General features: G+C 68.0%; 11 protein-coding genes. 6 read left to right on the plus strand and 5 right to left on the minus strand.

Going from position 1 to position 12,329, the window contains the following annotated elements; genetic code table 11:
* Window position 1: 1 nt before the first annotated feature.
* Window positions 2-1,561, minus strand: a complete 1,560-nt coding sequence (gene xdhA, locus DIE15_RS30890; RefSeq protein ID WP_124835129.1) for a xanthine dehydrogenase small subunit — start codon at window positions 1,559-1,561, stop codon at window positions 2-4.
* Window positions 1,562-1,931: 370 nt separating this feature from the next.
* Between xdhA and DIE15_RS30895 the strand changes: the two genes are divergently transcribed.
* The gene (locus DIE15_RS30895; RefSeq protein ID WP_057926152.1) at window positions 1,932-3,146 is read left to right on the plus strand and encodes an MFS transporter; all 1,215 of its coding nucleotides are present in this window, start codon (window positions 1,932-1,934) and stop codon (window positions 3,144-3,146) included.
* Between the two features lie 273 nt (window positions 3,147-3,419).
* Here DIE15_RS30895 and DIE15_RS37855 read toward each other — a convergent pair whose 3' ends face one another.
* Both DIE15_RS37855 and DIE15_RS30905 read right to left on the minus strand, forming a co-directional pair.
* The gene (locus tag DIE15_RS37855) at window positions 3,420-3,689 is read right to left on the minus strand and encodes an RES family NAD+ phosphorylase (RefSeq protein WP_260428384.1); all 270 of its coding nucleotides are present in this window, start codon (window positions 3,687-3,689) and stop codon (window positions 3,420-3,422) included.
* Window positions 3,686-4,576, minus strand: coding sequence for a DMT family transporter (locus DIE15_RS30905; protein WP_124835130.1), 891 nt, complete (start codon window positions 4,574-4,576; stop codon window positions 3,686-3,688). The genes DIE15_RS37855 and DIE15_RS30905 overlap by 4 nt, the downstream gene beginning before the upstream one ends.
* Window positions 4,577-4,709: 133 nt before the next feature.
* Between DIE15_RS30905 and DIE15_RS30910 the strand changes: the two genes are divergently transcribed.
* Window positions 4,710-5,645 carry an AraC family transcriptional regulator gene (locus tag DIE15_RS30910; protein ID WP_057926154.1) on the plus strand — a complete coding sequence of 312 codons (936 nt, stop codon included), beginning with the start codon at window positions 4,710-4,712 and terminating at the stop codon, window positions 5,643-5,645.
* A gap of 65 nt (window positions 5,646-5,710) precedes the next feature.
* Here the strand turns inward: DIE15_RS30910 and DIE15_RS30915 are convergent, their stop codons facing one another.
* Together DIE15_RS30915 and DIE15_RS30920 are read right to left on the minus strand one after the other, a co-directional pair.
* Window positions 5,711-6,922, minus strand: coding sequence for an alanine--glyoxylate aminotransferase family protein (locus tag DIE15_RS30915; protein WP_057926155.1), 1,212 nt, complete (start codon window positions 6,920-6,922; stop codon window positions 5,711-5,713).
* A 35-nt stretch (window positions 6,923-6,957) separates the two neighbouring features.
* Window positions 6,958-7,164 carry a hypothetical protein gene (locus DIE15_RS30920; RefSeq protein ID WP_124835131.1) on the minus strand — a complete coding sequence of 69 codons (207 nt, stop codon included), beginning with the start codon at window positions 7,162-7,164 and terminating at the stop codon, window positions 6,958-6,960.
* 509 nt (window positions 7,165-7,673) lie between these two features.
* On the opposite strand from DIE15_RS30920, the gene DIE15_RS30925 reads away from it, so the two are divergent.
* From DIE15_RS30925 to DIE15_RS30940, 4 genes are all read left to right on the plus strand, one after another.
* Entirely contained in the window at window positions 7,674-8,660 is a 987-nt protein-coding gene (locus tag DIE15_RS30925; RefSeq protein ID WP_124835132.1) for a LysR family transcriptional regulator, read from the plus strand.
* A gap of 30 nt (window positions 8,661-8,690) precedes the next feature.
* Window positions 8,691-9,689, plus strand: a complete 999-nt coding sequence (locus DIE15_RS30930) for a 2-hydroxyacid dehydrogenase (RefSeq protein WP_124835133.1) — start codon at window positions 8,691-8,693, stop codon at window positions 9,687-9,689.
* Window positions 9,690-9,918: 229 nt separating this feature from the next.
* Complete coding sequence (gene bluB / locus DIE15_RS30935) at window positions 9,919-10,680, plus strand: 5,6-dimethylbenzimidazole synthase (RefSeq protein ID WP_124835134.1); 762 nt, start codon at window positions 9,919-9,921, stop codon at window positions 10,678-10,680.
* A 273-nt stretch (window positions 10,681-10,953) separates the two neighbouring features.
* Window positions 10,954-12,123, plus strand: coding sequence for an MFS transporter (locus DIE15_RS30940; protein ID WP_057926160.1), 1,170 nt, complete (start codon window positions 10,954-10,956; stop codon window positions 12,121-12,123).
* Window positions 12,124-12,329 lie beyond the last annotated feature (206 nt).

Genomic DNA, 12,329 nt, shown 5'->3' on the forward strand with positions numbered 1-12,329 from the left:
TTCAGACGCGCGCCGCGTCGTTGGCAACTTCGGCGGCGACTTCACGCACGTTCAACGCCTGCGGCGGCAGCGGGTCGTGCGGGCGCGTCTCCAGCCAGAATCGATACATCAGGTTCTTCGCGGTATCGAGGCGGTACGCGCTCGTCGCACGCATGTCGGTGAGCGGCTGGTAGTCGCGCTCGAGCGCCTGCATCGCGGCCTGCGCGGTGGCTTCGTGCCACTGCGCGCCATCGAGCAGGCTTTCCGTATGCGTCGCGCGCTTCGGCGTCGCGGCCATCCCGCCGAATGCGATGCGCGGCTCGCGGATCAGCTCGCCGTCCGCGATGAACGCGAATGCCGCGCACACCGCCGAAATGTCGGAGTCGAACCGCTTCGACAGCTTGTAGGTGCGGAACTGCAGTTTCGCGCGCGCGCCGGTGCGGGTCGGCACCTTCAGGCCGACGACGAATTCGTGCGGCGCCATGTCCTTTTGCTGATAGCCGGTGTAGAGCGCCTCGAGCGGCAGCTCGCGCACCGTGTCGCCGCCGCGCAGCACGACGCGCGCGCCGAGCGCGATCAGGCCCGGCATCGAGTCGCCGATCGGCGAGCCGTTCGCGACGTTGCCGCCGATCGTCCCTGCGTTACGGATCGGCAGCGACGCGAAGCGCTTCCACATTTCGGTCAGCTCCGGATACGTGCCGGCGAGTGCCGCATACCCTTTCTCGACCGTCACGCCCGCACCGATTTCGATCCAGTCGTCGCCGTGCACGATGGTCTGCAGCTCGGCGATCTGGCCGACGTAGATCAGGTCGTCGAGCCGGCGCATCTGCTTGGTGACCCACAGGCCCATGTCGGTGCTGCCGGCGAGGATCCGTGCGTCCGGACGCCCGGCCTTCAACGCGGCCAGCGCGTCGAGCGTGCGCGGCGCCGCGAAGCGCGCGCCGTCGATCGTCGTGTAGTCGAACGTATCGTCGCGCTTGAGCGAGGCGAGCGTGCGGGCAAGTGCGGCCGTGTCGACCGGCGCCGCCGGCGCGGGCGCACCTTCGCCGGCCGCGTCGAACATCTGCACCGCCGCATCGACGATCGGCCGGTAGCCGGTGCAGCGGCACAGGTTGCCGGTCAGCGCATCGGCGATCTCGGTGCGCGTCGGCACGTCCTTCGCCTTCGCGCACGCGCTGCCGCAGCCTTCATGGCCGTGCTTCTCGTACAGCGCCCACATCGACATCACGAAGCCGGGCGTGCAGAACCCGCATTGCGACCCGTGGCAATCGACCATCGCCTGCTGCACCGGGTGCAGCGAACCATCCGGCTGGCGCAGGTCTTCCACCGTCAACAACGCCTTGCCGTCCAGCGTCGGCAGGAACTGGATGCAGGCGTTGACGGCCTTGAACTCGACCGTGCCCGTATCGGTCAACTCGCCGACGACGACCGTGCACGCGCCGCAGTCGCCTTCCGCGCAGCCTTCCTTGGTACCGGTGCAATGCGCATCCTCGCGCAGATACTGCAGCACGGTGCGGGTGACGTCCGCGCCGCTGACTTCGCGGACCGCGTGACGATGGTAGAAGCGAATCGGCTCACTCATGTCTCTATCGTTCTTCAAGTGGGGGCAAGGCGGCCAGCGCGGGGCGCTCGACCGACGTTTCTCTGACAGTTTGCACGCTATCACCATCAAATTCCGCAACCCATAGCCCATCACGCATGGGGCCCATATAACTGCCGCGATATGAGCACCGGGGCCGCCCGGCGGCCGTCTCGCGCATTGCCGCGCCTGCGTTTCGGGCCTGCTTGCGCCGCTTCGTCGACGATTCTTCGGCGATCCGTCAGCGATCCATCAGCGATGAAACGGGTCGCGATTAACTAAATGGTACCTGCGTGAAAACCGGTTCCATGGGAAAATCCCGATTCCGTTTTTCGCCGCCTTCCGTTCCGTTTCGCTCATTCGTTCCGACCCCATGTCATCCGATTCCGCCACACCGCCGCGCAGCGGGTTCGCGGTCACGCTGCAAATCGTGTCCGTCGTCTGCTTCACGTTCATCTGCTACCTGACCATCGGCCTGCCGCTCGCCGTGCTGCCGGGCTTCGTCCACGACGATCTCGGCTTTTCCGCGATCGTCGCGGGCGGCGCGATCAGCGTCCAGTATTTCGCGACACTCGCGTCACGCCCGCTCGCCGGGCGCTTCGCCGATACGCTCGGGCCGAAGCAGACGGTGCTGCGCGGGCTGATCGGCTGCGGCGTGTCGGGCGTGCTGCTGCTCGTCGCGCTGCTGCTGGCCCACTGGCCAGTCGCAAGCCTCGTGCTGCTGGTCGCGAGCCGCCTCGTGCTCGGCGTCGGCGAAAGCCTGTGCGGCACCGGCGCGATCCTGTGGGGCATCGGCCGGGTCGGCGTCGCGCACAACGCGAAGGTGATCTCGTGGAACGGCATCGCGACCTACGGCGCGCTCGCGCTCGGCGCGCCGGTCGGCGTCGCGATCGCGCATACGCTGAACCCGGCGCTGATCGGCGTGATCGTGATCGCGCTCGCCGCGATCGGCTTCTACCTCGCACGCCTGATCGATTCCGTGCCGCTCGTGCACGGCGAGCGGATGTCGTATGCGAGCGTGTTCACGCGCGTGCTGCCGCACGGTCTCGGCCTCGCGCTCGGCTCGGCCGGCTTCGGCTCGATCGCGACCTTCGTCACGCTGTACTACGCGGCGCGCCACTGGCCGAACGCCGCGCTGTCGCTGACCGTGTTCGGCACGCTGTTCATCGGCGCGCGCCTGCTGTTCGCGAACACGATCAAGACCTACGGCGGCTTCCGCGTCGCAATCGTGTCGTTCGCGTTCGAATGCTCGGGCCTCGTGCTGCTGTGGCTCGCGCCCGTGCCGCACGTCGCGCTCGTCGGCGCCGCGCTGACCGGTTTCGGCTTCGCGCTGATCTTCCCGGCGCTCGGCGTCGAGGCCGTCGCGCTCGTGCCGCCGGCGAGCCGCGGCGCGGCGCTGTCCGCATATTCGGTGTTCCTCGACCTGTCGCTCGGCATTACCGGCCCGCTCGCCGGCTATGTGGCCGGTGCGTTCGGCTATCCGCAAGTGTTCCTGTTCGCGGCGGCGGCGGCCGCGGCGGGCGTCGCGCTGTCGATGGTGCTGTATCAGCGGCAGGCGCGGGTCGCGGGGAGCGGCGCGGCGGCTTGAGCCGTATTGCGGCGCGTGCAGCGCCGTTCAACGCGGCAACACGTTGAATTCCCGCAATACGCCGACGGCTTGGGGATGGCGCCGGAACGGAACGGCGTTCGTGAGCGAAAGAGCGAAAGCCTGGGTTCGGCACGATCGAAGAGCACGAGCGCTTCCGATGTATTGAGATGGCGGGACATATATAGAAAGCCGTCGACCCGCTGGTGATGCCGATGGACGGCAAGCGACCACTGCTGCGGAACGTCGTACGGCACGATGGTCGACAACGCGCCATCACCGCCCACGCTCTTCAGCGGCAAGCAAGCCGTGCAGGACGGCCACGTTCAACGGCGCGCCGTCAAATGAAAACACGTAGCGATCGAGCTCGGTCGTCACGAGCGGAAAGCCGCCCAGCTCCAGATCGGCGACTTCGTCGTGCAGCACCGTCTCGGCGAATGCGCAACGTAAATCGAAACCGAAATAGCTGGTGCCGTACCGGCGCCGCGGGCGCGAATCGTCGAAGCGGTTGCCGCCCGCCTTGCCGAAGTACGGCTCGCCGATCACGCCGTGCGCAGAAACAACCGGCGCGTCAGGTCGAACGCAACGAGATTGCCGGCCAGCACGAGCAGCAGCCCGATCACCGCGAGCGGCGGCGACTGATAGCCCTCGAACACGGTCGACACGGCCAGCGCGACGATCGGGAACAGCACCGTGCAGTACGCTGCGCGCTCCGGCCCGATCCGGCCGACGAGGGTCAGGTACGCGGTGAACCCGATCACCGAGCCCGGCACCGCGAGATAGACGAGCGCGCCGAGATAGCGCGGGCTCGGGTCGATCATGAACGGCAGCCCGGCCGCCGCGCTGCCGACCGTCAGGATCGCCGCGCCGATCAACATCGCCCAGCCGTTGGTTGCGAGCGGATGCAGGCCCATCGACTGCATCCGGCTCGACAGCAAATTGCCGGCCGAGAAGCACATCGTGCCCGCGAACGCGATCGCGAGGCCCACCCACGTGGCGTGATCGTCGAGGTGGCCGGCCATCTGCTGCCAGAACAGGCACGCGATGCCGGTCAGCCCGAGCAGCGCGCCGGCGATCGCCGACGGCCGCAGCGGGCGGCCCATGAACAGCCGGCCGTTGATCGAATTCAGCAGCGGCGCGGTCGAGAAGATCACCGCGACGAGTCCGCTCGGCACGACCTGCTCCGAATAGTAGAAGCACAGGAAATTCAGGCAGAACAGCGCGAAACCCTGCGCGACGAGGTAGCGCCACGCTTCGCGCGGCGGGCGCACCGGCCGGCGCATCACGCGCAGCAGCGCGAACAGCACGGCGGCCGCGAGCCAGAAGCGCCATGCGATCGACACGGGCGGCGGCACGGCGCCGAGCTGCCATTTGATCGCGATCCAGGTGGTGCCCCAGATCAGCACGGTGACGAAATAAAGCGACAGGTTCATGGCGGCAACGAAGCGAAACGAGTGAAACGGAAGCCGACTATGCCGCCGCCCCGCCCGCACGGATTGTCCGGAATTGCGGTCTTTTACGGGCCGCCGCACGGCCCGCCGCGCGCGCGCTTATACTCGTCGCACCATGAGTTCGCCCCTGTACGCCCCGCCTGTCGATCACGCGGCCGCCCTTGCCGGCGGCGCGATGCCGTTCGGCCTGCAGTCGGTATGCCGCACGCTCGCCGAGGCGAACGCGACGCTCGAGCGTTTCACGTGGCTCGGCGACCATCTCGCGATCGCCGAATGGACGCGCATCACCGACGAAAGCGAGACGATCTACGAACAGCCCGGCCACCATACGCTGTCGTGCTATCTCGACGGCGGCTACCGGACGGAACGCGAACGCGTGCCGCGCTACGGCGCGCCGAGCCTGCTGTGCGCGCTGCCGGGCGACCATGAATCGCGCTGGTGGGTGCGCGGCGAGATGCACTTCATCCACCTGTACTTCCTGCCCGAGCACTTCACGCAGCGCGCGATCCGCGAGCTCGATCGCGAGCCGCGCGAGCTGAAGCTTGCCGACCGCACCTATTTCGAGGATGCGCGCGTCGCGGCGCAATTCCGTTCGCTCGCGCTGGAGCGCTGGGACGATGCCGACGGGCGGCTGCGCGTAAACGAGGCCGCGCACGACGTGCTGAGCCTGCTGCTGCGCGGCCAGAGCACGACCCGCACCGACGTGCCGTTTCGCGGCGGGCTCGCGCCGGCCGTGCGCCGCCGCGTGCGCGACTATATCGACAGCTACCTGTCGCAGCCGCTGACGCTCGGCGAACTGGCGGACGTCGCCGCGCTGTCCGAGTACCACTTCTCGCGGATGTTCCGGCTGTCGTTCGGCCGCGCGCCGCATGCGTGGGTCGCCGAGCAACGGCTCGCGCGGGCGCGCCTGCTGCTGCGCACGACGGCGCTGCCGCTCGCGCAGGTCGCCGCCGAATGCGGCTACGCGAACGCCGGCCACTTCAGCCATCGCTTTCGCGACGCGCACGGCACGACGCCGAACGCGTATCGCCGGGCAATGCAGGGCGGCTGAGCCGCGCCCCGGCGTTCGACGATCCGCTGCGCGCGGCGCACCCGGCCCCGCGCGCGTCCCGCTGCTTACACGCCCCGCTGCGACAATTCCTGCTCGAGCGCGGCCACGCCGGCCGGCAGGTCGACCGGCACCTTCAGATCGAACATCGTGCGGCCGAACGCATGCAGCGTGCGGAACAGGTTGTGTTCGCGGCACTGTTCGCCCATCTGCCCGATCCGCACGATCGGCAGCCCGAACGAGCCCGAGATCTCGACCTGGTACTGCTTCGAGATATGGCCGCACACCATGCCGGGCGTGAGCCCTTCGGGCGTCTCGATTCCCACCACCGAATTGAGCCGGCAGTCCTTCGGCGCATAGAGCGTGAGCCCCATCGCCTCGACGCCCGCCTGCAGCGCGAGCGAGCAGCGCAGGTGGCGCGCGAAGCGGCTTTCGAGCGTCTCCGCGCAGACGAGGCGCAGCGCCTCGTGCAGCGCGAGCACGCCCGACACCGGCGCCGTGTAGTGATAGCCCGCGTTGTGCCAGAAGTTCTCCGCGAGCGCCATGTCGAGGCACCAGTGCGCGTTCGGTTCCGGACGCTGCTTCATGCGCTCCCACGCGGCGTCGGAGAATGCGATCAGCGACACGCCGGGGATCGACGACAGCCCCTTCTGGCCGCCCGTGATCACCGCGTCGATGCCCCACGCGTCCATTTCGAGCGGCATCGTCGACAGCGTGCACACCGCATCGACGACGACCAGCGCGCCGGCCGCCTTCGCGAGTGCCGCGATGTCGCGCAGGTCGCGGTTCCATACGGTGTTCGACGTCTCGCCCTGCACGATCGTGACGATCTCGGGCCGCTCGCGCGCGATCGCGTCGGCGATCTCGTCGAGGCTCGCGACCGAGCGGTCGGCCACTTCGAGCGTCGCGACGTCGGCGCCGACGCGCGTCGCCATCTCGGCCATCCGCGCGCTGAAGAAGCCGTTGCGGATCGACAGCACGCGCGTGCCGCGCCACGCGAGGTTCGAGATCGCCATTTCCATCGCCGCGGAGCCGGGGCCGGCGACGCCGAGCACCCATTTCGTGCGGGTCTGGAACACGTAGCGCGCCATCTCCTTCACCTGCTCGATGATCTTCGCCATCGTCGCGCCGAGGTGGTTGATCACGATCGTGTTCGCCTTCGCGACGGCGGCCGGGATCGGGACCGGGCCGGCCCCCATCATCAGCAGCGGTTCTTCGGGCAGGATCGCGTCGAGCGGCACGACGACGGGACAGGGAATCGGCGAGTAATCGATGGACATGGCTGGCAAAAGAGGAAGAAAGAAACGCGCGGACGTCATTCGCCGCACGGCATGGCGAACGGATCGATCATTCCGCGTTCCGAGCCCGCGCGCAAGAGGCACACGCGGCCGGACAGCGTGACGCTGGCCCGGTCGACAGACCGGGCCAGCCGGCCGCGCACACGCCGGACGACCGCGCTTCGTATTGCCGCGGCATTGCCCATCGCATGCGAAACGGCTCCATCCCGCGGGTCGATGCCCATGATTTTCTCCCGCAATATTGCGACAAGCCCCGGATACCTGCGTTCATCAGGACGCGCGCATCGACCGGAATACCGGTCATCACGATAAAAATCGCGCAAGTGGAGTCGACCCACGAAAACGGGACCTGTTCAAAAAACATCCATTACCGTTACATCTATTGGTGAGCAATTTCACCAATTACCGCACCCAACCCCACGATTACGGATAACACATTGATTTAAATGATGATATTCAAATATCATGCGACCGCCATCCAATACGCCACGGCTATCCCCAGCCCGCATACGCGACACCGATTCGTTAAAGCGATACCCGTGATTTCGATTTTACGCAACCCGCCCCTTTTCTCAGGTTGACGGCTATCGCTTCCGTCATGAACAATCATCTGCAGAATCGAAAACCGATTTTTCGATACGAACGAGAACCGGAGGTTGCGCGACGGTTTTCCCGGTCGTGCCACGAAAAATCACAACGGAAATCAATCAACCGGGCCAGAAATTCGCGAGCCATGAACCAGATTCAGACCATGCGTGTGTTCGTCTGCGTCGCCGAGCAGCAGAGCTTCCGGCGCGCGGCGCACCATCTAGGCGTGTCCAATGCGCTCGTCACGCGTTCGATCGCGATGCTCGAGTCGCACCTGAACACGCGGTTGATCCATCGCACCACGCGCAACCTGTCGCTGACCGAGGCCGGCCTGCGCTACCTCGACGGCTGTCGCGCGCTGCTAGAGGAATTCGATCACCTCGAGGCATCCGTCGCACACGCGGTGCGCGAGCCGGCCGGCACGCTGCGCGTCGTCGCGTCGGGCCTGCTGTCGCCGCTCGCGCTGACACCGCTCGTCAGCAGTTTCCGGCACCGCTACCCCGAGCTGCGCGTGCAGCTCACCGTCGCCGAAGGGCCGCTCGACGTGCTCGATTCGGGCTACGACGTCGGCATCGTGACCGGCAACCGGCTCGACGGCAACCCGACGCTGATCGGCCACGCCCTCGCGCCGAACCCGTTCGTCGCCTGCGCGGCGCCCGCCTATCTCGAACGGCGCGGCGAGCCGCGCGCGCCCGACGACCTGCCGGGCCACGACTGGGTCGCGCTCGCACCGCACCAGCATGCGCCCGCGTGGCGGCTGGTCGGCCACGACGGCGTCACGCATTCGATCACGGTGCGCCCGACCTGCACCGTCAACCAGCTGACGCTCGTGCAGGCGGCAGTCGTCGCCGGGGCCGGCATCGCCGTGTTGCCCGAGCCGTGCATCGCCGACGCGCTCGCCGCCGGCACGCTCGTGCGGCTGTTGCCCGCCTACCGGATCGACGACCCGGATGCCCAGCTGTCGCTCGTCTACCCGAATCGCCAGTACGTGCCGGCCCGCACGCGCAGCTTCGTCGAGCACGCGCTCGAGCATTTCGGCGTGCAGGCGGCCCGCGGGCGGACCGGCTACGGCTTCCTGCGCACGCCCGATCGCGTCGATGTCGTCACGGGCCGGCAGACGGGCCTGCAGTAAACTGCACGCGACAGCCATCGGAGGTGCAGCGTGCGCGTAATCCTGTTCAGCAGCCGGCAGTACGACGACGAATCGTTTACCACCGCCAACCGGCAGTTCGGCTATCGGCTGCACTTCCAGCCGTCCCATCTCGACGCGGAAACCGCGATCCTCGCGCACGGTTATGAGGTCGTCTGTCCGTTCGTCAACGACACGGTCGACGCGACCGTGCTCGAACGGCTCGCCGACGGCGGCACGCGCCTGATCGCGCTGCGCTCGGCCGGGTTCAATCATGTCGACCTGGCGGCCGCCGAGCGGCTCGGCATCGCGGTCGTGCGCGTGCCTGCGTATTCGCCGCATGCGGTCGCCGAACACGCGGTCGCGCTGATCCTCGCGCTCAACCGCCGCCTGCCGCGCGCAGTTGCGCGCACGCGCGAGGGCGACTTCTCGCTGAACGGGCTGCTCGGCTTCGACCTGCACGGCAAGACCGTCGGCGTGATCGGCACCGGCCTGATCGGCCGCGTGTTCGCGAAGATCATGATGGGCTTCGGCATGCACGTGCTCGCGCACTCGATGCCGCCGTACGACGACGAGCTGATCGCGTTCGGCGCGCGCTACGTCGACCTCGACGAGCTGCTGCACCATGCCGACATCGTCAGCCTGCACTGCCCGTTGCTGCCGTCGACGCATCATCTGATCAATACGCAGACGCTCGCGCGGATGAAGCACGGCGCGATGCTGATCAATACCGGCCGCGGCGGCCTCGTCGATGCGCAGGCGCTGGTCGACGCGCTCAAGAGCGGCCAGCTCGGCCATCTCGGGCTCGACGTGTACGAAGAGGAAAGCGGCCTCTTCTTCGAGGATCACTCCGACCTGCCGCTGCAGGACGACGTGCTCGCGCGCCTGCTGACGTTCCCGAACGTGATCGTCACGTCGCACCAGGCGTTCTTCACGCGCGAGGCGCTCGCCGAGATCGCGCACACGACGCTACTGAACATCGAGGCATGGCACGCCGGCACGCCGACCAACGTCGTCACGACGGGGCGCTGATCCGCGGCATTCGGCATTCGGCATTCGGCGCTCGGTGCTCGGCGCTCGGTGCTCGGCGCTCGGCGCTCGGTGCTCGGTGCTCGGCGCTCGGCGCTCGGCGCTCGGCGTTACGCATTCCACGTTCGGCGCCCCCATCCATCAACGATTCGTCACTTTGTTTCGACTGATGTAACGCCGCACGCGCGGCGTCTGCTATCGTTGCGCCGACTTCCCCCTGCTTCTGCCGCCCATGCGTTTCGACGACTCCGCCATTGCCGCGGTCTACCGCGCCATCTTCGAACGGCGCGACATGCGCCATTTCACGCCGGCACCCGTCGATCCGGCCACGCTCGCGCGATTGCTGCGCGCCGCGCACCACGCGCCGAGCGTCGGCTTCATGCAGCCTTGGCGCTTCATCCGCATCACCGACGCCGCGCTGCGCACCGCGATCCACGCGCTGGTCGAGGCAGAGCGCCGCGCGACCGCCGACGCGCTCGGCGAGCGCCAGGACGAATTCATGCGGCTGAAGGTCGAAGGCGTGCGCGAATGCGGCGAGCTGCTGGTCGTCGCGCTGACCGACGACCGCGAGCGCCACGTGTTCGGCCGCCGCACGCTGCCGGAGATGGACCTCGCATCCGCCGCCTGCGCGATCCAGAACATGTGGCTCGCCGCGCGCGCCGAAGGGCTCGGGATGGGCTGGGTGTCGCTGTTCGACGTCGACGCGCTGCGCACGCTGCTCGGCATGCCGGCCGGCGCGAAGCCGATCGCCGTGCTGTGTGTCGGGCATGTCGACGCGTTCTATGCGAAGCCGATGCTCGAGGAGGAGCGCTGGGCCGCACGCATGCCGATCGAGGCATGCCTGTTCGAAAACGGCTGGGACGCGCCGGCGACGCAAGCCGCCAATCGTGCGGCGGCGTCGAGCACTGTCGCGGAATCGTCCCCGTCGCCCGAGGTTGCCGCACCGGGCAACCTCTCCGATTCGGCACCAGCCGGGGCGCTTCCCGGCCGCTGACCGAACGCACGGCGCGTCGAACAGACGTGCCACCCGCTTCTCTCCGGCCCGATATTTCGCCTGCCGCCGCCGCCGCCGCCGCCGAACATACCGCCAGATCCCACACTCTGGGCATCCTGCGCGTTTCCCCGTCGCACGCCGGCAACATCCGTTTTGGCCCCGAGCATAGGGGTTTTCACTGAAGTAGAATCGCGGCTGATGCCTCCCCGCCCTGCCCGTCCCGCGCATCCCGCGCCGGCCTCGGGCCGCGGCCTTTTCGGTAGCCCACCCGCGATGCCCTTACCTCTTTTCGCCCTTGCCGTCGCCGCCTTTGGAATCGGTACCACCGAATTCGTGATCATGGGGCTGCTGCCCAACGTCGCCCGCGACCTCGGCGTATCGATCCCGGCCGCCGGGATGCTCGTGTCGGGCTACGCGCTCGGCGTGACGATCGGTGCGCCGATCCTCGCGATCGTCACCGCGAAAATGCCGCGCAAGCGCGCGCTGATGGGCCTGATCGGGCTGTTCATCGCGGGCAACCTGTTCTGCGCGATCGCGCCCGGCTATGCGGTGCTGATGGCCGCGCGCGTCGTCACCGCGTTCTGCCACGGCGCATTCTTCGGGATCGGCTCGGTGGTCGCGAGCAATCTCGTCGCGCCGAACCGCCGCGCGCAGGCGATCGCGCTGATGTTCACCGGCCTCACGCTCGCGAACGTGCTCGGCGTGCCGCTCGGCACCGCGCTCGGCCAGGCCTATGGCTGGCGCGCGACGTTCTGGGCCGTCACCGGCATCGGCATCGCCGCGGCCGCCGCGCTCGCGGTATGCCTGCCGAAGCATCTCGCGATGCCCGACACCAGCATCACGCGCGAATTCGGCGTGCTGAAGCACCCGCAGGTGCTGATGGTGCTCGGCATCAGCGTGCTCGCGTCCGCGAGCCTGTTCAGCGTGTTCACGTACATCACGCCGATCCTCGAGGACGTGACGGGCTTCTCGCCGCACCAGGTCACCTACGTGCTGCTGCTGTTCGGCCTCGGCCTGACCGTCGGCGGCACGCTCGGCGGCAAGCTCGCCGACTGGCGCCGGATGCCATCGCTGATCGCGACGCTCGCGCTGATCGGCGTGATCCTCGCGCTGTTCGCGGGCACGATGCACCTGCCGTTCGCCGCGCTCGCGACGATCTTCGTGTGGGGCATCCTCGCGTTCGCGATCGTGCCGCCGCTGCAGATCCTGATCGTCGACCGCGCAAGCGATGCGCCGAACCTCGCGTCGACGCTGAACCAGGGCGCGTTCAACCTCGGCAACGCGACGGGCGCCTGGCTCGGCGGGATGGCGATCGGCTCCGGCGTGTCGCTCGTGAAGCTGCCGTGGGTCGGTGTCGCGATGGCCGTCGCCGCGCTTGCGCTCACGCTGTGGTCGGCGTCGCTCGAACGTCGTCCGGCAGCCGTGCCGACCGAGTACGTCTGATGCAACCCTGCTGCGATCGTTGCGTGCGCAACTCCTATAGGGCCTGTTCCCGCTAATAACGGGCTTGCGCTGGCCGCCAGAAGGGCCGAGCGCAAGAATCGCGACGAAGCGAATACTCGATGTATTCGCGACGAGCATGACGCGGCGATCGGCCCTTCTGGCGGCCAGCCCCATTTATGATTTTCTCCCAGTCAGGGGAACCCGCC

Source organism: Burkholderia sp. Bp9031 (genome assembly GCF_003857965.1).
Lineage (GTDB): Bacteria > Pseudomonadota > Gammaproteobacteria > Burkholderiales > Burkholderiaceae > Burkholderia > Burkholderia ambifaria_A.

Coding starts and splice junctions, on each gene's coding strand:
- xdhA (WP_124835129.1), bottom strand. CDS start 1,561: ATGAGTGAGCCGATTCGCTTCTACCATCGTCACGCGGTCCGCGAAGTC.
- DIE15_RS30895 (WP_057926152.1), top strand. CDS start 1,932: ATGTCATCCGATTCCGCCACACCGCCGCGCAGCGGGTTCGCGGTCACG.
- DIE15_RS30905 (WP_124835130.1), bottom strand. CDS start 4,576: ATGAACCTGTCGCTTTATTTCGTCACCGTGCTGATCTGGGGCACCACC.
- DIE15_RS30910 (WP_057926154.1), top strand. CDS start 4,710: ATGAGTTCGCCCCTGTACGCCCCGCCTGTCGATCACGCGGCCGCCCTT.
- DIE15_RS30915 (WP_057926155.1), bottom strand. CDS start 6,922: ATGTCCATCGATTACTCGCCGATTCCCTGTCCCGTCGTCGTGCCGCTC.
- DIE15_RS30920 (WP_124835131.1), bottom strand. CDS start 7,164: ATGGGCATCGACCCGCGGGATGGAGCCGTTTCGCATGCGATGGGCAAT.
- DIE15_RS30925 (WP_124835132.1), top strand. CDS start 7,674: ATGAACCAGATTCAGACCATGCGTGTGTTCGTCTGCGTCGCCGAGCAG.
- bluB (WP_124835134.1), top strand. CDS start 9,919: ATGCGTTTCGACGACTCCGCCATTGCCGCGGTCTACCGCGCCATCTTC.
- DIE15_RS30940 (WP_057926160.1), top strand. CDS start 10,954: ATGCCCTTACCTCTTTTCGCCCTTGCCGTCGCCGCCTTTGGAATCGGT.